Here is a 22,246-nt window from a genome sequence, read left to right as displayed (position 1 = left end):
ATCATGCACACGATCGCTCGGGGGAGCACAACGTGACATACCAGCAGGGGAGTTGGGTCGGCGACGAGCTGACCGCGAAGAGCTTCCTGAAGCCCCATCAGGTGGCGCGGGCGGTGTTCCACCCGCGCTGGATCCCGGAGTCGCTTGACCCGACGGTCGAGCAGCTCAAGCGCATCAGGGTGATCGGCGGGGCGGTCGCCGCCCTCGGCGTCTACACGTTCGTCGAGGGCGGCTTCGCCTTCGACGAGATGCTGGACAACGCCGTGACCGCCTCCGTCGTCCTGTTCTTCCTCACGCCGCTCACGGTCGGCGTGATGCTCTGGGTGTGGCGGCGCACCGGAACCGTGCGCCAGCTGAAGGGACCGCTGTTCAACGCGCTGAAGCTGCTGATGCTGTTCATCGGCGCGATCCTCTCGACCGTCCTGCTGTTCCGGATCTACGGCGCGTTCGGGCTGCTCGCCCAGCTGGTGCTGACGCTCGTCGGGCTGTGGATGGCCGTCTTCGTCATCGCGGGCGCGGTGAAGCTGTCCGGGAACTTCTTCGGCACCGCCGTGGTGCACCGCTGTCTGCCGCCGCTGCTCGCCACCGTGACGACGTGGCTGATGGCCATCCCCGACCTGGTGACGGGGGACCTGCACGGGCTGAGCCTGACGATGGGCGTCGTCTTCATCCTGGGCGCCCCGGTCACGGTCACCGCCATCTCCGTCCTGGAGATGCGCCGCCTGCGGCAGCGGTACGGCATCCGGCTGGGCGTCCACCCGGCGGCGCTGCCGCCCCTGCCCCCGCCGCCTCCGCCGTACGCCCCGGGCCCGCGGGTGCCGCCGCAGGGCAACCCGTACGGGAACCCGTACGGCACCCCCTCCGGGAACCCGTACGGCACCCCCTCCGGGAACCCGTACGGCAATCCGTACGGCCGCTGAGGGTTGTGGTGGCCCCGCCGCTTCCCCCGCTGCTCAGGCCACCGCGCTGAGCGTGTCCGCCAGGCGGCGGCGGGCCGCGCGGGACGCGGGCACGGCGGCGAGGGCGGCGGCGCCGAGCACCGCGGCGGCGCCGAGCAGCAGCAGCGCCATCGGCGCCGGTCCCACGGCGATGCCGGCGCCGATGCCGCTGGAGCGGCCCTGCGCGTCGATCAGCCAGTGCGCCAGCGGCAGGCCGAGGGCCGTACCGGCGAGGGCGGCGGCCAGCGCCACAGCGCCCGTCGCCGTGACGGTGACGGCGGTGATCTGCCGCGGTGACAGGCCGATCGCCTTCAGCGCGAGCACGTCCCGCTCGCCCTCGCGCACGGTGCCGCCGATCGCGGTCAGCAACTCGATCAGCCCGATCAGCGCGAGCACGGCGATCAGTCCGACGACGACCCCGCGCAGCGGCGACAGCCCGTCGGCCGGGTTGGTCACGGTGTGCACGTCGAGCCGGCCGTGCCCGGCGGCCGCCAGCCGGCCGGCCACCTCGTGCGGGTCGGCGCCCGGGCGCAGCCGGACCTGGTAGAGGCCGGGGGACAGGCCCGGGTCGTTCTCGCGGAGGGTGTCGAGCGAGGTGGAGATGACGCGGCCGGCGTTCTCCGGCTCGATGCTGCGGCCGACGATGTGCAGGATCTGCGGCTGGTCGCCGACGGTCATCCGCACCCAGTCGCCCACCCGCACGTCCAGCAGGTCCAGCAGCCCCTGCCCGGCCACCGCCTCGTCGCTGCCGCGCGCGGGACGGCCCTCGGCGAGGGTGTACGGGTAGGGCTCGGCGCGGGTGCCGAGGCCCCGCAGGGCGATCGTGGCGGTCTGGCCGGGGACCAGCGCGGCCACCTCGACGCCCGGGTAGGCGGCGGCGACCTGCGGGTCGCGGGCGAGCAGGGCGCGGGTGTCCCGGTCGGCGAGCGGGGCCTCGGCGTGGACGGTGAGCTGGGCGGGCAGTCCGATCCGCTCGGGGCTGCCGTGGAAGCGGTCGATGGTGGTCCACGCGCTCAGCGCGACCACGATGAGCAGCAGCGGCAGCGCCAGCCGCGCGACGGTCGCGAGCGACCGGGGCCGCCGGCCGAACGCCCGGTGCAGACCCAGCACCAGCGCGGGCGACACGGGCACGCCGAGCACCCGCCCCCCGAGCGCGACCCGCGCCACCTGCGGCAGGCCGCCGGCCGCCCGTCGGGACCCGGCGCCCGTCGGGGAGCGGTCGGGCACGGCTCCCGCCGTCACCTCCGGGCGTCGGCCATGCGCTGTTTCCGCCGGTGCCGGAGCGGCTGCCCGGGCAGGCGCCCCGGTCAGTGCGGGCTCGTCGGCGGACGTGGAGCGTCGTCCCGTGGGGGCTCCGACCGGGCGGGTGAGAGGGCGAGGGGTGGGGCGGGCCAGGGGCACCGGCGGGACACGGCCCGCTCGCCAGGACGCCAGGCCCGTCGTCGCCGCGATGAAGAGGACCGCCGCCACCGGGATCGCGAACAGCGCCACCGTGTGGCCCGGCAGCCCCTGCCACACCCCGACCGCGTCCCCGAGCCGGCCCGGGACGCGGCTGCCCAGGGCCTCGGTGAGCGCGGCCGCCGCCACCGCGCCGAGCAGGGCGTACGCGATGTGCTGGAGCAGGAAGACCCGGACCACCTGGCCCGGCGTGAAGCCGATCGCCTTCAGGACGGAGATGTCCCGCAGGTGGCCCCGGATACGGGTGGCGATCGCCCCGTGCACGGCGAGTCCGGCCGCCGCCAGCGCCCCCAGCCCGAACAGCCCGAGCACCTGCCCCAGCAGCCGGGTGTCGCCCTGCGCCTCGGCGCGCGCCTGCTGCCAGGTGGAGACCTCGCCGATCGCGCCCGCGCCGAGCACGGTGACGGCCCGCTGGACGGCGTAGTCCGTGTCGCCGGGGTCGGTCAGGCGCAGTCCGACCACCTGCCCCTGCGGGTCGCGCACCGCGGACGGCGGTGCCCAGACCAGGCCCGGCTGCTCACCGGGGCGGTAGCGGGGCTCGGCGCTGTCGGCCACGCCGAGGACGGTCACCGACCGCGCGCTGCCCGGCAGGGTGAGCGTGTCGCCGGGACCGGCCAGCAGGGCGCGGGCCAGGCTGGACTCCAGGACCACGCCGTCGGGGGCGGCGGGGTCCAGCCAGCGCCCGGAGGTCAGCAGCGGGCGGCCGACCGCGGGCCGCTCCGGCGTGGCGCGCAGCTCCACCGAGGCGCGGGCGCCGCGTGAGGCGAGGGTCGCGGACTCGGTGGCGTACGGCCCGGCCAGCGCCTCGACCCCGCCGATCCCGGACAGCCGGGCGGCCTCGGCCGACTCGGCGGTGTGCAGCCACACGTGCGCCCCGCGGGCCTGGGTGAACACGCGCTGCCAGGGGTTGGTGGCGTACCCGAACAGGGCCGTGGCCAGCAGCAGCGACACCACGATCCCGGCGGTGGCGAGGACCAGGAACAGCGCCTCGCCGCGGTGTGTCCGCAGGTCGGAGTGGGCCCAGCGCAGGGTGGCTCGCATCTCAGTCCCTGAGCTCCAGCACGCCGGATATGCCCTTGCCGCGTGCCGGGGTGCCCTCCAGCGTCGCGTCGTCGGCTATCCGCCCGTCGAAGAAGCTGATCACCCGGTCCGCGGCGCTCGCCAGCCGGGCGTCGTGGGTGACCAGCACGATCGTCTGGCCGCGCTGGTGGAAGCGGGACAGCAGCCGCATCACCTCGCGCGTGCCCTTGCTGTCCAGGCTGCCCGCGGGTTCGTCGGCCAGCAGCAGCGGAGGGTGGTTGACCAGGGCGCGGGCCAGCGCCACGCGCTGCTGCTCGCCGCCGGACAGCTCGCCCGGCATGCTCCGCTCCTTGCCGGCCAGGCCCAGCTCGCCGAGCAGCGCCTCCCGCTCGGCGCGCGCCCGCTTCGGCGGCAGGCCGGCGAGCAGCGCGGGCAGCTCCACGTTGTCGGCGACCGACAGGTTCGACACCAGGTTGAAGAACTGGAACACGATCCCGATCCGCTTGCGGCGCTCCACCGCCCAGCGGGCCTCGCTCCAGCCGTCGGCCCGCACCTCGTCCAGCCAGATGCTGCCCTCGTCCGGCCGCTGCAGCCCGCCCAGCAGGTGCAGCAGCGTCGACTTGCCGGCGCCGGACGGGCCGGTGACGGCGACGAACTCGCCCCGCCGCACGGACAGGTCCACCCCGCGCACGGCATGCGCCGGGGCGCCCTCGCCATGGTGCGTCTTGACCAGGCCCTCGGCGCGCAGCACGGGAGCGGAACCGTCGCCCGGAGTTGCGCTCACTCCAGTTCCTCCAGCTCTTCCTGGCACCGCTCCAGCCAGTCGAGATCGGCCTGCAGGTGCAGCATCGCGCCCTCGATCAGCAGATGGGCCATGCGGTTGTCCCGGTCCTCGGCCGCGGCCAGTTTCGACAGACTGCGCATGGTGTTGAGGTACTGGCGCCGCTGCCGGTTGATCAGGGCGATCTGGTCGGCGAGACCGGTCTGCGGGGCGAGCGCCAGCTTCATGAAGAACTCGTCCCGTACCCGCGGCTCGTCCTCGGTCTCCTCGAACCAGGCGTGCAGCGCCTCCCGCCCGGCGTCGGTGAGGTGATAGACCTTCTTGTTGGGCCGGCTCGACTGCTCCACGTCCTCGCCCTCGATCAGCCCGGATTTCTCCAGGCGGCCGAGGGTGACATAGATCTGGCCGACGTTCGGCTGAGGGTACGCGGAGCCCAGCAGTTGCTCAAGGTCCTGCTTCAGCTCGTAGCCGTGGGCCGGGCCACGGGCGAGGAGTGCCAGGAGGGGCAGGCGCACGCCGTCGGTCCTCCTGTCTCGTCCAATGTGCTCCAGGCCCTAGTATCGCGCATACCTAACAGGTATACATGGCCTCTGACCCCGGGCGAGGATGCCCGTGGCCGGTGTACAGGGAGGAACCTATGCGGTGGATACACGCCGCCGGTAGGGGCCTTCTCGTTCTGCTCGTCGTGCTCACCGGCTACGTCGCCTCCGGGGCCCGCGCCGACGTGGGCGCCGGCGGCGGGCGCGGGCCGCTCACGCTGGCCACCGCCGGTGACCTCACCGGCTATCTCGGGCCGCTGCTGGAGGGCTGGAACCGCACCCATCCCGGCGAGCGGGTCACCCTCGTCGAGCTGCCGGACTCCGCCGACGAGACCCGCGCGCAGATGGTCACCGACCTGCGCGGCGGACGCGGCCGGTTCGACGTCCTCAACATCGACGTCGACTGGACGCCGGAGTTCGCCGCGGCCGGCTGGATCCGCCCGCTGGAGCGCGACCGCTTCCCGCTGGACGCCTTCCTGCCGCCGGTCGTCGGCACGGCCACCTACGACGGACACCTCTACGCCGTCCCGTACGTCACCAACGCCGGACTCCTGCTGTACCGCAAGGACGTCCTGGACCGCGAGGGCCTGCCGCCGCCGCGCACCTGGGCCGAGCTGGAGCGCGACGCCCGCACGGTCGCGCCGAAGTACGGCCTCGACGGCTACGCCGGGCAGTTCCTGCCGTACGAGGGGCTGACCGTGAACGCGGCCGAGGCGGTCTACTCGGCGGGCGGCACCATCCTCGGCGACGAGGGCGCCCGCGTCACCGTCGACTCCGCCGCCGCCCGCGAGGGGCTGGGCTTCCTGGTGCGCGGCGTACGCGAGGGCTGGATCCCGAAAGAGGCGCTGACGTACAAGGAGGAGGAGTCCAAGCAGGCCTTCCAGGACGGCCGGCTGCTCTTCCTGCGCAACTGGCCCTACGCCTACGCCGTGGCCTCCGCGCCCGGCTCGAAGGTCGCCGGGAAGATCGGCGTCGTCCCGCTGCCCGGTCCCGACGGCCCCGGCACCAGTGTGCTCGGCGGCTCCAACCTCGCCGTCAGCAGCCACAGCCGGCATCCCGAGTCCGCGGCCCGGCTGATCGCGTACCTGACCAGCGAGCCGGTCCAGCGGCAGGTCCTCACCCGCGGCGCGCTGCCGCCGGTCCGCGCCGCGCTCTACGACGACCCCGGGCTGATCCGGCGGTTCCCCTATCTGCCGACCCTGCGCGAGAGCGTGCTGAACGCCGCCCCGCGCCCCAAGAGCCCGCGTTACGACCAGGTCAGCCTCGCGGTGCAGGCGGTCGTGCACGACGCGCTGACCGGGCACGAGACGGCCGCGACCGCCGTGCGGCGCCTCGCCCGCGAGCTGGCGGCCCTCTCCCGACGCTAGTTACCTGTTAGGTAACGCGGACGTCTCATCTGCCCTCAGGATGCCCGGATTGGTCCGGCTTTGGCAGATCAACCAGCCAGTAGCTTCTGTTCCTTTCATTGACACCCTGACGACACGCCTACCTAACATGCATGCATGTTCGTTAAGTACCGCTGGTGGCGTGACGCGGTGATCTACCAGGTCTACGTCCGCAGCTTCCTCGACAGCACCGGTGACGGCATCGGCGACCTCGCCGGCGTCCGGGCCGGGCTGCCGTACCTCAAGAAGCTCGGCGTCGACGGGATCTGGCTGAGCCCCTTCTACCCCTCACCGCAGCACGACCACGGCTACGACGTCGCCGACTACTGCGACGTCGACCCGCTCTTCGGCGACCTCGCCGAGTTCGACCTGCTGATGGCGGCCGCCCGGCGGCTCGGCATCAAGGTCCTGCTGGACATCGTCCCCAACCACTGCTCCAGCGAGCACCCGTGGTTCCGGGAGGCACTGCGCAGCGAGCCCGGCAGCCCGGCCCGCGCCCGCTTCCACTTCGCCGACGGCCGCGGCCCCGACGGCAGCGAGCCGCCCAACAACTGGCACGCGATGTTCGGCGGACCGGCCTGGACCCGCATCACCGAGGCGGACGGCCGGCCCGGCCAGTGGTACCTGCACATGTTCACGCCCGAGCAGCCCGACTGGAACTGGCGCACCCCCGAGGTCGCCGCCGAGTTCGAGCGCGTCCTGCGGTTCTGGCTGGACCGGGGCGTCGACGGCTTCCGCATCGACGTCGCCGCGGGCCTGTACAAGCACCCCGACCTGCCCGACTCCGACGACCCGGAGGCCGACGCCCGCACCCGCGACTCGGTCAACCCGCTCGCCTGGAACCAGCCCGAGGTGCACGACGTGTGGCGGCGCTGGCGCTCCGTCTGCGAGGAGTACCGCGAGCGCGACGGCCGTGAGCGGCTCCTCGTCGGCGAGGTCTCCGTGCCGACCGCCCGTGAGCACGCCCGCTACGTCCGCCCCGACGAGCTGCACCAGGCCTTCTTCTTCGACCTGCTCAGCGCCCCCTGGGACGCCGACGCCTTCCGCAAGGTCGTCACCGAGGCCATGCAGGACATCGCCGGGACCGGCTCCACGGTCACCTGGGTCCTCAACAACCACGACCAGGTCCGCACCGTCACCCGCTACGGCGAGCCCGCCCCGCACGGCAGCGGCCTCGGCGCCGCCCGTGCCCGCGCCGCCGCGCTGCTGATGCTGGCGCTGCCCGGTGCGGCGTACATCTACCAGGGCGAGGAGCTGGGCCTGCCCGAGGTCGTCGACCTGCCCGACGACGTCCTCACCGACCCGATCTTCCGCCGCACCGGCAGCCGTGCCCGCATCCGCGACGGCTGCCGGGTGCCGCTGCCCTGGTCGGGGCAGGCCTCCCCGTTCGGCTTCACCGCCGGCACCGAGAGCGCCAAGCCCTGGCTGCCGCAGCCGGAGTGGTTCGCCGAGTACGCCACCGACCGCGCCCTCGCCGACACCCGCTCCTTCTGGCACCTGTACCGCGACGGCCTCCAGCTGCGCAAGGAACTCCCGCAGCTCGGCGAGGGCACCCTGCGCTGGCTGGACACCCCGCCCGGCGTCCTCGGCTTCGTCCGCGGCGACGGCCTGGTCTGCGCCGTCAACTTCGGTACGGCCCCCACGCCCGCGCCGGTGCCCGGCACCCCGCTGCTGTCCAGCGGACCGTGCCCGCCCGGCGTGCTCCCCGGCTCCACCGCCGCCTGGTGGATCGCCGACCTCTGAGCCCCGTCTGTTCTCCCACCTTCGAAGGGACATCAACGATGATGCAACGACGCACCACCCTGCTCACCGGCTGCACCGCGCTGGTCCTCGCCCTCGGCGCGACCGCCTGCGGCGGCGGCCCCGTCTCGGCGGGCGGCGGCGACAAGGCGCTCAGCGGGCAGACCGTCACCGTGGCCGGCGTCTGGTCCGGCAGCGAGCAGAAGAACTTCCAGAAGGTGCTGGACGCCTTCACCGAGAAGACCGGCGCCAAGACGCAGTTCGTCTCCACCGGCGACAACGTCTCCACCGTCGTCGGCAGCAAGATCGAGGGCGGCAACGCCCCCGACGTCGTCATGGTCCCGCAGGTCGGCGTCCTGCAGCAGTTCGCGCAGAAGGGCTGGCTCACGCCGCTGTCCGCGACCGCGACGAAGTCCGTGGACGCCGGGTACGCGCCCGTGTGGAAGAAGTACGGCAGCGTCGACGGCAAGCTGTACGGCCTCTACTTCAAGGCCGCCCACAAGTCGACCGTCTGGTACAGCCCCGACGCCCTCACCCAGGCCGGCGTGCAGCCGCCCAAGACCTTCGACGACCTGCTGAAGGCCGGCCACACCGTCTCCGACTCCGGCCTCGCCGCCTTCTCCGTCGCAGGCCAGGACGGCTGGACCCTCACCGACTGGTTCGAGAACGTCTACCTCTCCCAGGCCGGACCCGAGAAGTACGACGCGCTCGCCGCGCACAAGCTGAAGTGGACGGATGCCTCCGTCGTCCAGGCGCTGGACACTCTCGGCAAGCTGTTCAAGGACAAGCAGCTCATCGCCGGCGGCCAGAAGGGCGCCCTCAACACCGACTTCCCCGGCTCGGTGGAGAAGGTGTTCGGACCCAAGCCCGAGGCCGGCATGGTCTACGAGGGCGACTTCGTCGCCGGTGTCGCCAAGGACCAGTTCGGCAGGTCCATCGGCAAGGACGCGAACTTCTTCCCGTTCCCCGCGGTCGGCGGCGGCACCGCCCCCGTGGTCAGCGGCGGTGACGCGGCCGTCGTCCTGAAGGACGGCAAGAACGCCGACGCCGGCATGAAGCTCGTCGAGTACCTCGCCACCCCGGAGGCCGCGGCCGTGTGGGCCGGCGCCGGCGGCTTCCTCTCCCCGAACAAGCAGCTCGACCTCGCCTCCTACGGTGACGACGTCACCCGGGCCACCGCCAAGTCCCTCGTCCAGGCCGGGGACTCGGTCCGCTTCGACATGTCCGACCAGGCCCCGGCGGCCTTCGGCGGCACCAAGGGCGCCGGCGAGTGGAAGATCCTCCAGGACTTCCTGCGCGACCCGTCCGACCCGAAGGCGACCGCGGCCAAGCTGGAAGCCGCCGCGGCCAAGGCCTACCAGGGCTGATCGTCATGACCGCGACCGTCGTCACCAAAGAGACGCGGCCGGGGACGACCCCCGCGCCCGACCGGGTACGCCGTACCCGGCGGCGCGGGCGGACCGTCGCCCTGCTCTTCGTCTTCCCCGCGCTGCTCCTGCTGGGCGCGCTCGTCGTCTACCCGGTGCTGTTCTCCGTCGGACGCAGCTTCTTCGACGCCTCCGGCACCCGGTTCGTCGGCGGCGAGAACTACGCCGAGATGTTCCGCGACCCGGCCACCCTCAAGGCCATCCGCAACACCACGATCTGGGTGGTGGTGGCCCCCGCGCTGCTCACCGGCCTCGGCCTGATCCTCGCCGTGCTGGTGGAGAAGGTCCGCTGGGCGACCGCCTTCAAGCTGCTGCTGTTCATGCCGATGGCGGTGTCCTTCCTCGCCGCCGGCATCATCTTCCGCCTCGCCTACGACGAGGACCCCGACAAGGGCGTCCTGAACGCGGCCGTGGTCTCCGTCCACGACGCCTTCGCCGGGACCTCGTCCTACCCGACGGCCCGGGCCCGCGACGGGCAGGGGCTGACCAAGGAGGCGGACGGCTCCTACCGGACGAGCGCGAGCGTGACGCCGGGCCGCACGGTCGCCCTCGGCCTGGTCGGCGTCCTCCCCGGCGACCTGCCGGGCGACGCGAAGCGGGCCTCCGCGGCGGCCGGCCGCACGGCGGGCCACGGCGAGCTGGGCGGCGTGGTCTACCTGGACTTCACGCCCGGCGGGGGAGGGCGGCAGGGCCGGGTCGACCCCGAGGAGAGCGGCCTGCCCGAGATGAAGGTCCAGGCGGTCCGCGACGGGAAGACCGTCGCCTCCACGACCACCGCCGCCGACGGCTCCTTCCGCTTCGAGGACCTGGACGACGGCGCGTACACGCTGAAGCTGCCCGCCTCCAATTTCGCCCCGCCCTACGAGGGCGTCTCCTGGCTCGGGCCGACGCTGGTCACCCCGGCGATCATCGGCGCGTACCTGTGGATCTGGACCGGCTTCGCGATGGTCCTCATCGGCGCCGGGCTCTCCACCCTGCCCCGGGACGCGCTGGAGGCGGCGCGGATGGACGGCGCGAACGAGTGGCAGATCTTCCGGCGGATCACCGTGCCGCTGCTGGCACCCGTCCTCACGGTCGTCTTCGTCACCCTCGTCATCAACGTGATGAAGGTCTTCGACCTCGTCTACATCATCGCGCCCGGGCCCGTGCAGGAGGACGCGACCGTCCTCGCGACCCAGATGTGGCTGGTGTCGTTCGGCGGCGGCAACAACCAGGGCCTCGGCAGCGCGCTCGGCGTCCTGCTGCTGCTCCTGGTCATCCCCGCCATGGTCTTCAACGTCCGCCGTTTCCGAAGGAGTCAGCGATGAACACGGCCATGAACCGGGTCAGGCGCGGCCTGGGCAACGGGCTCGTGCAGGCCTTCCTCGTGGTGGTCGGGCTGGTGTGGATGACACCGCTCGCCGGGCTGTTCCTGTCGTCGCTGCGGTCGGCCGAGGACTCGGCGAAGGGCGGCTGGTGGACGGTGTTCTCCAGCCCCGGGCAGCTGTCCTTCGACAACTACTCGGCACTGCTGAAGAACGCCGGGATCACCCAGGCCTTCTGGAACACCGTCCTCATCTCGGTGCCGACGACCGTGCTGGTCGTGGTGCTGGCCGCCCTCGCCGGATACGCCTTCGCCTGGCTGGACTTCCCGCTGCGCGAGCCACTGTTCCTGCTGGTGGTCGCCCTGCTGGTGGTGCCCGTGCAGATCGGCCTGCTGCCGGTCGCCAAACTCTTCGGCCAGCTGGGCCTGTTCGGCACGATCCCCGGCGTGGTCCTCTTCCACGTCGCCTACGGCCTGCCCTTCGCCGTGTTCCTGCTGCGCAACTACTTCGCCGAGATGCCGAAGGAGATGCTGGAGGCGGCGCGGATGGACGGCGGCAGCGAGTGGCGGATCTTCACCCGGCTGGTGCTGCCGGTGGGCCGGCCGGCGATCGCCTCCCTGGCGATCTTCCAGTTCCTGTGGGTGTGGAACGACATGCTGGTGGCGCTGCTCTTCGCGGACAGCTCCTCCCAGCCGCTGACCGTGCAGCTCCAGTCGCAGATACGGCAGTTCGGCAGCAACGTCGATGTGCTGGCGCCCGGCGCGTTCGTGTCGCTGGTGGTGCCGGTGGTGGTGTTCTTCGCCTTCCAGCGGCACTTCGTGCAGGGCGTGATGGCGGGGTCGGTCAAGTAGCGGCCGGCTCCTGGGCGTCAGCCGAGGACCAGCAGCACCGCGAGCGCCCCCAGCAGGGAGTCGATCCGGTCCAGCAGGCCGCCCGAACCGGGCAGCCAGCCGCCCGCGTCCTTGGCCCCCGCCCCCCGCTTGACCATGGACTCGAGGAGGTCACCGGTCGGCCCGCCCACCGCCACCGCGACCGCCGCCGGCCAGGACAGGGCCGACAGCACGGCGAGGACGGCGACCCCGGCCGCGGACCCGGCCAGGGTGCCGCTCCACCGCTTGGCCGGGGACAGCGGCGACAGCCGCGGCCCGCCGAGGCGACGGCCGGCGAAGTACGCGGCGATGTCGGCCACCGACACCGCCACGAACAACGCCAGGGCCGTCGTCCCCAGCGGCACGAGCGCCGCCAGCACACCCAGCCACACCAGGCCCAGCAGTCCGGCCGCCAGCCGGTACCCGCCCCGCTCGCCGTCACCGGCCAGCAGCGGCACCGCCGCCACCGCGAGCGCGCCCGCCGCGGCCACCCGCGCCACCTCGCCCGGCACCAGCCAGGCGGCCAGCACCACCCCCGCCACGGCCGCCGCCAGCACCGCCCGGTCGGACCGCTGCAGCCGCATCAGACGGCCGTACTCCACCACCGCCACCACCCCGGCCACCACCCCGAGGAGCGCGGTGCCCGGGCGGCCCCACCAGAAAGCCGCCGTGAGCAGCGGCACCCCGGCCGCCCACGCGCACCACCGCACCCTCAGCTCCCGGCGCCGCGACGCCACCACCGCCACACCGCTCACCCCCAGCGCCCCGCCCAGGTACGGCACGAGCGCCGCCACCGACGTCATCGCACGCCCGCCGAAACCGGGCCCAGCGCCTCCAGCGCCGCCCCGCACGCGGCCACGATCCGGGCGTTCTCCGCCGCGTCCCGCACCGCGATCCGGACGGTACGGCCCTCGTACCGCGGCGACAGCGGGGACAGGTCGCGCAGGTACACGTCGTGCCGGCGGCACTCGGCGACCAGCCGGGCGGCGCTCGGCGCCCCGCCGGCCGGCAGTGTCACGTTCAGGAAGTTGGCGACGGACTCCTCGACCAGCAGCGCCGGGTCCAACCCGGCCAGGTCGCGGGCCAGTTCGCGGCGCAGGTCGTGGGTGCGGCGCCAGCGGTCCGCGTAGTACGCCGGGTCACGCAGCGCCGCCACCGCCGCCAGCTGCGCCGGCAGGCTCACCGGCCACGGCGGCGTCCAGCGGCGCAGCTCCGCCGCGGTGCGAGGCTCGGCCACCAGGTAGGCGGCCCGCATCCCGGACAGCGCGTACATCTTCGACAGCGAGGCGCACACCGTCACCCGCGGGTCCGCCGCCGCCAGGTCCGCCAGCGACTCCGCCGGCCCCACATAGCCGAGGTACGCCTCGTCGATCCACCACCGGGTCCGCTCCGGCGCGCCCGCGATCACCGCGCGCAGCCCGGCCGCCGGAGCGTGCCGCCCCGTCGGGTTGTTCGGGTTGACGACCACCACGAGGTCGTAGCGCCCGTCGGCCACCGCCGCGGACAGCCGCGCGGGATCGATCCGCCAGCCCTCCGCGCGGCGCAGCCGGAACCGGTCCACCCGGCAGCCGATCACCCGCTCGGTGACGTGCGCGTACTCGCCGTACCCCGGGTCGACCAGCAGCACCCTGCTCTGCGGGGTCAGCCACCGGCCGAACGCCCGGAAGATCAGGTCCGAGGAGCCCGCGCCCACCGCCAGCGCCTCCACCGGCAGCGCCCGCACCGCCGCGATCTCCGCCAGCAGCCCCTCCGCCCCGGGGGGCGGCGAGGTCCGGGCGGACCAGGCCGGATCCTCCGTCAGCGCCGCCCGCACGCCGGGCGCGGGCGGGAACCAGGCGTCCAGCACGTCCGCCGCGACGACCTCACGGCGCCGGTGCAGGGTACGGAAGTCGGTGCCGATCGCGGTGAAGGAGGCGCCGCCGTGCTCGCAGCCGTCCGCCCGGGGCGTGAACGGCACGTCCAGTCGCCAGTCCACCGCCGCCGACAGCCGCCGCAGCGTTCGGCCGTGCCGCTCCCGGGCCCGCCGGGTCAGCTCGGCCACCTCACCGGTCAGCACCTCGAACGTCACCGCCCCGCAGGTCACCGTCCGGCCGACCGCGCGCAGTCCCGCCGCCCGGTACATCGGCAGCAGGTCGCTGCGGCCCATCGCCACCACGTGCCGGCCGCCCCGCGCGGCGATCCAGCGCAGCGCCGCCCACATCAGCAGCGGCGCCGCCGCCGTGGCCCGCAGGCGCGGCTCGACGGTGAGGATCCGCACCTCGAACGGGTCGTCCCCGTCCAGCAGCGGCAGCTCGGCCCGGGTCAGGTACTTGTCCAGCCCGTACCGGCCCACCCAGGGCGGGGTCAGGCTGACGAAGCCGACACGGGCCGTGCCGCGCGCCGCCACCAGGTAGACGTTCGCGCCGTCCAGCCCGTCCCGCAGCCGCCCGCTCGGATCCGGGGCGTGCTGGCCCAGCTCCTCCGCGTAGACCCGGTGCCGGAGTTCATGGATCCACTCCAGGTCCTCCGGTGTGGCAGCGCGCAGTTGCAGGGCCCGGCCCATGGATTACCTCTTCCGACGCCTCGTCCGCCGCGCCGGTGGGACGCGGGGCACTCATCGTCGGGGGTGCGGGCCGCGCCGGTGAGGGTCCGGTGACCCAGACCGTCTGAGTACGCGTACTCAGGCGCCCGCCGGCCCGGAAAGGAAAACGCCGGGCGGGCCGAAGCCCACCCGGCGTCTCAGCCGGTCCGGTTCACGGGGAAGCCGGCGGATACAGCGACCTCGGCAGCTGCGAGGCAGCGGCCGCGTCCAGCAGCCACAGGGTGCGGGAGCGGCCCCGGGCGCCCGCCGCCGGGGCCTGGATCTCGCCCGCGCCCGACAGGGCGATCGCCGCGGCCCGCGCCTTGTCCTCACCGGCCGCCAGCAGCCACACCTCGCGGGCGGCCCGGATCGCCGGCAGGGTCAGGGTGACCCGGGTCGGCGGCGGCTTCGGCGCGCCGTGCACACCGACGACCGTCCGCTCCGTCTCCCGCACCGCGGGCAGCTCCGGGAACAGGGACGCCACGTGCGTGTCCGGGCCGACGCCCAGCATCAGCACGTCGAACACCGGGACCGGGCCGTGGTTCTCGGGGCCGGCCGCGCGGGCCAGCTCCTCGGCGTACCCGGCCGCCGCCGCATCCGCGTCCGCGCCGTACGGGCCGTCCGACGCGGGCATGGCGTGCACGCGCTTCGGATCCAGCGGCACCCGGTCCAGCAGGGCCTCACGGGCCTGCGTGACATTGCGCTCCGGGTCGCCCTCGGGCAGGAACCGCTCGTCGCCCCACCACAGGTCCAGCCGCGCCCAGTCGACCGCGTCCCGCGCGGGGGCCGCGGCGAGGGCGGCGAGGACGCCGTTGCCGTTGCGGCCGCCGGTCAGGACCACCGAGGCGTAGCCCCGCGAGGACTGCGCGTCGACGATCTTGGTGATGAGGCGGGCCGCCGCGGCCTGGGCCATCAGGTCCTTGTCGTGGTGCACGACCAGCTGCGGAGTGCTCACTTCGCGGCCGCCTTCCTCGACGGGGACTTCCGGGCCGTCTTCGAGGCCGCCCGCTTCGCGGGGGCCTTGGCCGCGTCCTCGACCGGGGTCTCCACCGCGACGGGTTCGTCCGCGGAGGCCACCGGCTCCTCCGCCGGCTTCCCCTCGGCCGCTTCCGCGGTCTCCGCCGCCAGCAGCCGCTCCACCCCGTACCGCAGCGCCGACGCGTACGTGTCGTCCGGGTCCAGGCGGCGCAGCTCCTCCGCGACCAGGTCGGCCGTCTCCCGGCGCTTGAGCGCCACCGCCCGGTCCGGCTGGCCCTCGATCGACAGGGTCGCGAGCGTGCCGTCGGGACGGTCCAGGCTGATCCGGCCACAGGTGGTGTCCATGCGGACCGCGGTCAGGCCCGGCCCCTCGGACAGCGAACGCCGCACCGGCACGTCCAGCCGGTCCGCGAGCCACATGGCCAGCAGCTCGCAGCTCGGGTTGAACTCCTCGCCCTCGACCTCGACGGCCTTCACCTCACAGGTGACCTGGTCGAGCGCGGCGGCCAGCATCGACCGCCACGGCGTGATGCGGGTCCAGGCGAGATCGGTGTCGCCGGGCGTGTACGCGCTCGCCCGGGCGGCGAGGTCGCGCACCGGCTGCTCGGCGGCGTAGCTGTCCGTCACCCGGCGCTGGGCCAGCGCGCCCAGCGGGTCGTTCGCCGGGTCGAGCGGGGCGTTCACCGGCCACCACACCACCACCGGCGCGTCCGGCAGCAGCAGCGGCAGCACCACCGACTGGGCGTGGTCGATCACCTCGCCGTACAGGCGCAGCACCACGGTCTCGCCGGTGCCCGCGTCCGCGCCCACCCGCACTTCCGCGTCCAGCCGGGACTGGGTGCGGTCGCGGGGCGTGCGCGAGACGCGCTTGATGACCACCAGGGTGCGCGAGGGGTGCTCGCGCGAGGCGTCGCCGGCGGCCTTGAGCGCGTCGTACGCGTTCTCCTCGTCGGTGACGATGACAAGGGTGAGCACCATGCCGACGGCCGGGGTGCCGATCGCCCGGCGGCCCTGCACCAGCGCCTTGTTGATCTTGCTGGCGGTGGTGTCGGTCAGGTCTGTCCTCATGGCCGGCGCCAGCTCCGTCCGTCTCGCTCAAGCATCTGTTCGGCCTCGACCGGACCCCAGGTGCCCGCCTCGTACCGCGCGGGCCGGCCGTGCGTGTCCCAGTACTCCTCGATCGGGTCGAGGATCTTCCAGGACAGCTCGACCTCCTCGGTGCGCGGGAACAGGTTCGCGTCGCCGAGCAGGACGTCGAGGATGAGGCGCTCGTACGCCTCCGGGCTGGACTCCGTGAACGACTCGCCGTACGCGAAGTCCATCGACACGTCCCGGATCTCCATCGAGGTGCCGGGGACCTTCGAGCCGAAGCGGACCGTCACGCCCTCGTCGGGCTGGACGCGGATGACGATCGCGTTCTGGCCCAGCTCCTCCGTCGCCGTGGTGTCGAAGGGGGAGTGCGGGGCGCGCTGGAAGACCACCGCGATCTCGGTGACCCTGCGGCCCAGCCGCTTGCCGGTGCGCAGGTAGAAGGGGACGCCCGCCCAGCGGCGGTTGTCGATGCCCAGCTTGAGCGCGGCGTAGGTGTCGGTCTTGGAGGCCGGGTCGATGCCCTCCTCCTCCAGATAGCCGACCGCCTTGGCGCCGCCCTGCCAGCCCGCCGTGTACTGGGCGCGCACGGTGTCGCGGCCCAGGTCCTTCGGCAGCCGGACCGCGCCGAGCACCTTGGTCTTCTCCGCCGCGAGCGCGTCGGCGTCGAAGGAGGCGGGCTCCTCCATCGCGGTCAGCGCCATCAGCTGCAGCAGGTGGTTCTGGATGACGTCGCGGGCGGCGCCGATGCCGTCGTAGTAGCCGGCGCGGCCGCCGATGCCGATGTCCTCGGCCATCGTGATCTGCACGTGGTCGACGTACGACCGGTTCCAGATCGGCTCGAACATCTGGTTGGCGAAGCGCAGCGCCAGGATGTTCTGGACGGTCTCCTTGCCCAGGTAGTGGTCGATCCGGAACACCTGGTCCGGCGCGAACACCTCGTGGACGATCGAGTTCAGCTCCTCGGCCGACTTCAGGTCGTGCCCGAAGGGCTTCTCGATCACCGCGCGGCGCCAGGAGCCGTTCTTCTGGTCGGCCAGCCCGTGCTTCTTCAGCTGCTGGATGACCACCGGGAAGGACTTCGGCGGCACCGACAGGTAGAAGGCGAAGTTGCCGCCCGTGCCCTGCGCCTTGTCCAGGTCCTCGATGGTGCCGCGCAGCCGCTCGAACGCCTCGTCGTCGTCGAAGGTGCCCTGGACGAAGCGCATGCCCTGGATGAGCTGCTGCCAGACCTCCTCGCGGAACGGGGTACGGGAGTGCTCCTTGACGGCGTCGTGCACGACCTGCGCGAAGTCCTCGTGCTCCCAGTCGCGGCGGGCGAACCCGACCAGCGAGAAGCCCGGCGGCAGCAGGCCCCGGTTGGCGAGGTCGTACACGGCCGGCATCAGCTTCTTGCGTGACAGGTCACCCGTGACGCCGAAGATGACCAGACCCGACGGCCCCGCGATACGCGGGAGCCGTCGGTCTGCGGGGTCACGCAGCGGGTTGCTGCTTGACAATTCAGTCCTCCGAGGGAGCCAGGCGCTCGAGCTCCGCCTGCGTCGACTTCAGCAGGTCGTTCCAGGACGCCTCGAACTTCTCGACGCCCTCGTCCTCCAGGAGCTGCACGACCTCGTCGTACGAGATGCCCAGCTTCTCCAGCCCGTCGAGCTCGGCACGGGCCTGCTCGTACGTACCGGCCACGGTGTTGCCGGTGATCTCGCCGCTCTCCTCCGTGGCCTGCAGCGTGGCCTCCGGCATGGTGTTCACGGTGTTCGGCGCGACCAGCTGGTCGACGTACATGGCGGGCTTGTACGCCTTGTCCTTCACACCGGTCGACGCCCACAGCGGACGCTGCGTGCGGGCGCCCGCCTTCTCCAGCGCCTGCCAGCGGTCCGAGGAGAAGACCTCCTCGTACGCCTGGTAGGCCAGCCGGGCGTTGGCGATGGCCGCCTTGCCGCGCAGCGCCTTGGCCTCGTCGGTGCCCAGCGCGTCGATCCGCTTGTCGATCTCGGTGTCCACGCGGGACACGAAGAAGGACGCCACGGAGCGGATCTGCGACAGGTCCAGGCCGCGCTCCTTGGCCTTCTCCAGGCCGGACAGGTACGCGTCCATGACCTCGCGGTAGCGCTCCAGCGAGAAGATCAGCGTCACGTTGACGCTGATGCCGAGGCCGATGACCTCGGTGATCGCCGGCAGACCCGCCCGGGTGGCCGGGATCTTGATCAGGGTGTTGGGCCGGTCGACCAGCCAGGCCAGCTGCTTGGCCTCGGCGACGGTCGCCCGGGTGTCGTGGGCCAGGCGCGGGTCGACCTCGATGGAGACCCGGCCGTCCTGGCCGTCGGTCGCGTCGAAGACCGGGCGCAGGATGTCGGCGGCGTCGCGGACGTCCGCCGTGGTGATCATGCGGATGGCCTCTTCGACGGTGACCTTGCGGGCGGCGAGGTCGGCGAGCTGCTGGTCGTAGCCGTCGCCCTCGGAGATCGCCTTCTGGAAGATCGTCGGGTTGGTGGTGACGCCCACGACGTGCTGCTGGTCGATCAGCTCGGCGAGGTTGCCGGACGTGATCCGCTTGCGCGACAGGTCGTCCAGCCAGATCGCGACGCCTTCGTCGGAGAGGCGCTTCAGTGCGTCTGTCATGGAAATTACATCTCCTACGTGTCGTATGTGAGCGTCAGCGCTGTGCGGCTTCGAGGGATTCCCGCGCCTTCGCGGCCACGTTCTCGGCGGTGAAGCCGAACTCGCGGAAGAGGACCTTGGCGTCCGCGGAAGCACCGAAGTGCTCCAGGGAGACGATGCGGCCCGCGTCCCCGACGTACTTGTGCCAGGTCAGACCGACCCCGGCCTCCACCGCCACCCGCGCCCTGACGGAGGGCGGAAGGACGCTGTCCCGGTACCCCTGGTCCTGCTGCTCGAACCACTCCACGCACGGCATCGACACCACGCGGGTGGGGATGCCGGCCGCCTGGAGCTGCTCGCGGGCCTCGACCGCGACGTGCACCTCGGAGCCGGTCGCGATGAGCAGGACCTGCGGGTCGCCGCCGTCGGCCTCGAACAGCACGTACCCGCCGCGGGCCGCGTTCTCGTCGGGCTCGTACGTCGGCACGCCCTGCCGGGTGAGCGCCAGGCCGTGCGGCTGGCCCTTGCCGAACTCCTTCGTCCAGCGCTTGAGGATCTCCCGCCAGGCGATCGCCGTCTCGTTGGCGTCGGCCGGGCGCACGATGTTCAGGCCCGGGATGGCGCGCAACGAGGCCAGGTGCTCGACCGGCTGGTGGGTCGGGCCGTCCTCGCCGAGGCCGATCGAGTCGTGCGTCCACACGTACGTCACCGGCAGGTGCATCAGCGCCGACAGCCGGACGGCGTTGCGCATGTAGTCGGAGAACACCAGGAAGGTGCCGCCGTAGATGCGGGTGTTGCCGTGCAGGGCGATGCCGTTCATCTCGGCGCCCATGGAGTGCTCGCGGATGCCGAAGTGGATCGTGCGGCCGTACGGCGACGCCTCCGGCAGCGGGTTGCCCTCCGGCAGGAACGAGCTGGTCTTGTCGATCGTGGTGTTGTTGGAGCCGGCCAGGTCGGCCGAGCCGCCCCACAGCTCCGGGATCACCGCGCCGAGCGCCTGGAGCACCTTGCCGGAGGCGGCACGGGTGGCGACACCCTTGCCCGGCTCGAACACCGGGACCTTCTCCTCCCAGCCGGCCGGCAGCTCGCCCGCGGCGATGCGGTCGAACTCGGCGGCCCGCTCCGGGTTGGCGTCGCGCCACTGCTGGAGGGACTTCTCCCACTCCGCCTTGGCCTGCGCGCCGCGCTCCAGCGCCTTGCGGGTGTGGGCGATGACCTCGTCGGCCACCTCGAAGGTCTGCTCCGGGTCGAAGCCGAGGACGCGCTTGGTGGCCGCGACCTCCTCGTCGCCCAGCGCCGAGCCGTGCGCGGCCTCGGTGTTCTGGGCGTTCGGCGCCGGCCAGGCGATGATCGAGCGCATCGCGATGAAGGACGGCCGGTCGGTGACCTTCTTCGCCTCCTCGATCGCGTCGTAGATCGCGTGCGGGTCGAGGTCGCCGTCCGGCTTCGGGGCGACGCGCTGCACGTGCCAGCCGTAGGCCTCGTACCGCTTGACGGTGTCCTCGGAGACGGCCGTCTCGGTGTCGCCCTCGATCGAGATGTGGTTGTCGTCCCACAGCAGGATCAGGTTGCCCAGCTTCTGGTGGCCGGCCAGCGAGGACGCCTCCGCGGAGATGCCCTCCTGCAGACAGCCGTCACCGGCGATGCAGTACACGAAGTGGTCGAAGGGCGACTCGCCCTGCGGGGCCTCCGGGTCGAACAGGCCGCGCTCGTAGCGGGCGGCCATCGCCATGCCCACGGCGTTGGCGACACCCTGGCCCAGCGGGCCGGTCGTCGTCTCCACGCCCTTGGTGTGGCCGTACTCCGGGTGGCCCGGGGTCTTCGAGCCCCAGGTGCGGAAGGCCTTCAGGTCGTCCAGCTCCAGGCCGAATCCGGCCAGGTACAGCTGGGTGTAGAGGGTCAGGGACGAGTGACCGGCGGACAGCACGAAGCGGTCGCGTCCGACCCAGTCCGGGTCGGACGGGTCGTGCCGCATCACCTTCTGGAAGAGGGTGTACGCGGCGGGCGCGAGGCTCATCGCCGTACCGGGATGGCCGTTGCCGACCTTCTGTACGGCGTCGGCGGCCAGGACGCGGGCGGTGTCGACGGCCCGCTGGTCCAGCTCGGTCCACTCGAGGTCTGTGGTGGTCGGCTTGGTGCTCACCCTGATTCAGGGCTCCTCTCCACATGTCGAATACCGGTGTTCCGGGCACGCGCCCACCGGCTGCCGGTGCGCTTCTCACCCACCGGCCGCAGTCGAGCCTACCCTCGTAAAGACGTGCGTTTTTGCGCCTCGAACCAGACTGCCGGGCCTGTCGCCGATCCGCCTGTCGACCGGGCCGTTTCCCTGTTCGGCACATGAATACGGACCCGCTCATCTGACCGCTCAATCGAGCTTCGGCGCGCCCGAAGGAACACCCGGAGGAACACCTTCCGAACACCCGGAAACGGACCCCTTCGGAACACGACCCCACCCCCGCGAAGATCGGGGTGTGGGCAACGTCTACAGTGGCGTGGTACGCGCGAGCCTTTACCGGCGCTTCACACCGGAAGGGCTCGCTGGGATGTCTCTGTAGGGGTGTGCGTGACGGCCGTTGAATCCCGTCCGGCGGATGGGGGCACCACCCATGCCATTAAGGCTATGGGGGAGATCGGGACCAGTCAGAGCCCGGCCCGGCGGCCGTTCGGGGCCCGAGTCAAGGCATTCGTGGCGCTGACCAAGCCGCGGATCATCGAGCTGCTCCTGATCACCACCGTTCCGGTGATGTTCCTGGCGCAGCAGGGCGTGCCCGACCTGACGCTGGTGCTGCTGACCTGCGTCGGCGGCTACCTGTCCGCGGGCGGCGCCAACGCGCTGAACATGTACATCGACCGGGACATCGACGCGCTCATGGACCGCACGTCGCAGCGCCCGATCGTGACCGGCATGGTCAGCCCGCGCGAGGCGCTCGTCTTCGGCATCACCCTCGCCGTGGTCTCGACGCTGCTGTTCGGCCTCACCGTCAACTGGCTGAGCGCCTGGCTCTCGCTCGGGGCCCTGCTGTTCTACGTCGTCGTCTACACGATGATCCTCAAGCGGCGTACGGCGCAGAACATCGTGTGGGGCGGCATCGCGGGCTGCATGCCCGTGCTGATCGGCTGGTCCGCGGTGAAGGACTCGCTGTCCTGGGCGCCGGTCATCCTCTTCCTGGTCATCTTCTTCTGGACGCCGCCGCACTACTGGCCGCTGTCGATGAAGGTGAAGGAGGACTACGCGCGCGTGGGCGTGCCGATGCTGCCGGTCATCGCCTCCAACAAGGTGGTCGCCCGGCAGATCGTGATCTACAGCTGGGTCATGGTCGCCGTGTCGCTACTGCTCACCCCGCTCGGCTACACCGGCTGGTTCTACACCGCGGTGGCGCTGGCCGCGGGCGGCTGGTGGCTGTGGGAGGCGCACGCGCTGCAGAACCGGGCCAAGGCCGAGGTGACGGGCGGGAAACTGAAGGAGATGCGGCTGTTCCACTGGTCCATCACCTATGTGTCGCTGCTGTTCGTGGCGATCGCGGTGGACCCCTTCCTGCGCTAGCACCTCCCTGTGTACG

Annotated in this window: 17 protein-coding genes; 7 read left to right on the top strand and 10 right to left on the bottom strand. The window is 72.6% G+C overall.

The genetic code is table 11. The features are described 5' to 3' along the window. The first annotated feature begins 32 nt into the window (after nucleotides 1–32). A complete protein-coding gene (locus IE308_RS34265; RefSeq protein WP_190220872.1) occupies nucleotides 33–920 on the top strand; it encodes a hypothetical protein in 888 nt (295 codons plus the stop codon). A 33-nt stretch (nucleotides 921–953) separates the two neighbouring features. Here IE308_RS34265 and IE308_RS34260 read toward each other — a convergent pair whose 3' ends face one another. From IE308_RS34260 to IE308_RS34250, 3 genes are read right to left on the bottom strand one after another with little or no spacing between them, the layout of a single operon-like run. Further along, a complete protein-coding gene (locus IE308_RS34260) occupies nucleotides 954–3,437 on the bottom strand; it encodes an ABC transporter permease (RefSeq protein ID WP_190220871.1) in 2,484 nt (827 codons plus the stop codon). Between the two features lies 1 nt (nucleotide 3,438). Then, nucleotides 3,439–4,200 carry an ABC transporter ATP-binding protein gene (locus tag IE308_RS34255; RefSeq protein ID WP_190220870.1) on the bottom strand — a complete coding sequence of 254 codons (762 nt, stop codon included), beginning with the start codon at nucleotides 4,198–4,200 and terminating at the stop codon, nucleotides 3,439–3,441. After that, nucleotides 4,197–4,712: a PadR family transcriptional regulator gene (locus tag IE308_RS34250; RefSeq protein WP_110627367.1), complete on the bottom strand. Its 516-nt coding sequence runs from the start codon at nucleotides 4,710–4,712 to the stop codon at nucleotides 4,197–4,199. The genes IE308_RS34255 and IE308_RS34250 overlap by 4 nt, the downstream gene beginning before the upstream one ends. Before the next feature lie 122 nt (nucleotides 4,713–4,834). Between IE308_RS34250 and IE308_RS34245 the strand changes: the two genes are divergently transcribed. From IE308_RS34245 to IE308_RS34225, 5 genes are all read left to right on the top strand, one after another. Continuing rightward, complete coding sequence (locus IE308_RS34245; protein WP_190220869.1) at nucleotides 4,835–6,103, top strand: ABC transporter substrate-binding protein; 1,269 nt, start codon at nucleotides 4,835–4,837, stop codon at nucleotides 6,101–6,103. 135 nt (nucleotides 6,104–6,238) lie between these two features. Then, complete coding sequence (locus IE308_RS34240) at nucleotides 6,239–7,864, top strand: glycoside hydrolase family 13 protein (RefSeq protein WP_190220868.1); 1,626 nt, start codon at nucleotides 6,239–6,241, stop codon at nucleotides 7,862–7,864. Nucleotides 7,865–7,902: 38 nt separating this feature from the next. Then, nucleotides 7,903–9,228, top strand: a complete 1,326-nt coding sequence (locus tag IE308_RS34235) for an ABC transporter substrate-binding protein (protein ID WP_190220867.1) — start codon at nucleotides 7,903–7,905, stop codon at nucleotides 9,226–9,228. Nucleotides 9,229–9,233: 5 nt separating this feature from the next. Then, on the top strand, nucleotides 9,234–10,595 hold the full coding sequence (locus IE308_RS34230; protein ID WP_190220866.1) for an ABC transporter permease subunit: 1,362 nt from the start codon (nucleotides 9,234–9,236) through the stop codon (nucleotides 10,593–10,595). Between the two features lie 8 nt (nucleotides 10,596–10,603). Then, complete coding sequence (locus tag IE308_RS34225) at nucleotides 10,604–11,443, top strand: carbohydrate ABC transporter permease (RefSeq protein WP_110636255.1); 840 nt, start codon at nucleotides 10,604–10,606, stop codon at nucleotides 11,441–11,443. Between the two features lie 17 nt (nucleotides 11,444–11,460). Here the strand turns inward: IE308_RS34225 and IE308_RS34220 are convergent, their stop codons facing one another. The 7 genes from IE308_RS34220 to tkt all read right to left on the bottom strand — a co-directional run bounded on the left by IE308_RS34220 (nucleotide 11,461) and on the right by tkt (nucleotide 20,829). Continuing rightward, a complete protein-coding gene (locus IE308_RS34220) occupies nucleotides 11,461–12,264 on the bottom strand; it encodes a phosphatidate cytidylyltransferase (protein ID WP_190220865.1) in 804 nt (267 codons plus the stop codon). Continuing rightward, complete coding sequence (locus IE308_RS34215) at nucleotides 12,261–14,003, bottom strand: histidinol-phosphate aminotransferase family protein (RefSeq protein WP_190220864.1); 1,743 nt, start codon at nucleotides 14,001–14,003, stop codon at nucleotides 12,261–12,263. Before IE308_RS34215 ends, IE308_RS34220 begins: the two co-directional genes overlap by 4 nt. 190 nt (nucleotides 14,004–14,193) lie before the next feature. Beyond that, complete coding sequence (gene pgl, locus IE308_RS34210; RefSeq protein ID WP_190220863.1) at nucleotides 14,194–14,976, bottom strand: 6-phosphogluconolactonase; 783 nt, start codon at nucleotides 14,974–14,976, stop codon at nucleotides 14,194–14,196. Then, complete coding sequence (opcA, locus tag IE308_RS34205) at nucleotides 14,973–16,067, bottom strand: glucose-6-phosphate dehydrogenase assembly protein OpcA (protein ID WP_190220862.1); 1,095 nt, start codon at nucleotides 16,065–16,067, stop codon at nucleotides 14,973–14,975. The genes pgl and opcA overlap by 4 nt, the downstream gene beginning before the upstream one ends. Further along, the gene (gene zwf, locus IE308_RS34200; RefSeq protein ID WP_110627359.1) at nucleotides 16,064–17,587 is read right to left on the bottom strand and encodes a glucose-6-phosphate dehydrogenase; all 1,524 of its coding nucleotides are present in this window, start codon (nucleotides 17,585–17,587) and stop codon (nucleotides 16,064–16,066) included. Before zwf ends, opcA begins: the two co-directional genes overlap by 4 nt. Nucleotide 17,588: 1 nt before the next feature. Next, a complete protein-coding gene (tal, locus tag IE308_RS34195) occupies nucleotides 17,589–18,707 on the bottom strand; it encodes a transaldolase (RefSeq protein ID WP_110627358.1) in 1,119 nt (372 codons plus the stop codon). A gap of 34 nt (nucleotides 18,708–18,741) precedes the next feature. Continuing rightward, entirely contained in the window at nucleotides 18,742–20,829 is a 2,088-nt protein-coding gene (gene tkt, locus IE308_RS34190) for a transketolase (RefSeq protein ID WP_190220861.1), read from the bottom strand. Between the two features lie 414 nt (nucleotides 20,830–21,243). Here tkt and IE308_RS34185 point away from each other — a divergent pair, with 414 nt between their 5' ends. Then, nucleotides 21,244–22,230 (top strand): heme o synthase, encoded by a 987-nt coding sequence (locus IE308_RS34185; RefSeq protein ID WP_190220860.1) that lies wholly within the window; start codon nucleotides 21,244–21,246, stop codon nucleotides 22,228–22,230. Nucleotides 22,231–22,246 lie beyond the last annotated feature (16 nt).

The organism is Streptomyces griseosporeus, assembly GCF_014656055.1.
GTDB classification, from domain to species: domain Bacteria; phylum Actinomycetota; class Actinomycetes; order Streptomycetales; family Streptomycetaceae; genus Streptomyces; species Streptomyces griseosporeus.
This window is presented reverse-complemented; position numbering and strand designations above follow the sequence as displayed.

Coding starts and splice junctions, on each gene's coding strand:
- IE308_RS34260 (WP_190220871.1), bottom strand. CDS start 3,437: ATGCGAGCCACCCTGCGCTGGGCCCACTCCGACCTGCGGACACACCGC.
- IE308_RS34245 (WP_190220869.1), top strand. CDS start 4,835: ATGCGGTGGATACACGCCGCCGGTAGGGGCCTTCTCGTTCTGCTCGTC.
- IE308_RS34240 (WP_190220868.1), top strand. CDS start 6,239: ATGTTCGTTAAGTACCGCTGGTGGCGTGACGCGGTGATCTACCAGGTC.
- IE308_RS34235 (WP_190220867.1), top strand. CDS start 7,903: ATGATGCAACGACGCACCACCCTGCTCACCGGCTGCACCGCGCTGGTC.
- IE308_RS34230 (WP_190220866.1), top strand. CDS start 9,234: ATGACCGCGACCGTCGTCACCAAAGAGACGCGGCCGGGGACGACCCCC.
- IE308_RS34225 (WP_110636255.1), top strand. CDS start 10,604: ATGAACCGGGTCAGGCGCGGCCTGGGCAACGGGCTCGTGCAGGCCTTC.
- IE308_RS34220 (WP_190220865.1), bottom strand. CDS start 12,264: ATGACGTCGGTGGCGGCGCTCGTGCCGTACCTGGGCGGGGCGCTGGGG.
- IE308_RS34215 (WP_190220864.1), bottom strand. CDS start 14,003: ATGGGCCGGGCCCTGCAACTGCGCGCTGCCACACCGGAGGACCTGGAG.
- opcA (WP_190220862.1), bottom strand. CDS start 16,067: ATGAGGACAGACCTGACCGACACCACCGCCAGCAAGATCAACAAGGCG.
- tal (WP_110627358.1), bottom strand. CDS start 18,707: ATGACAGACGCACTGAAGCGCCTCTCCGACGAAGGCGTCGCGATCTGG.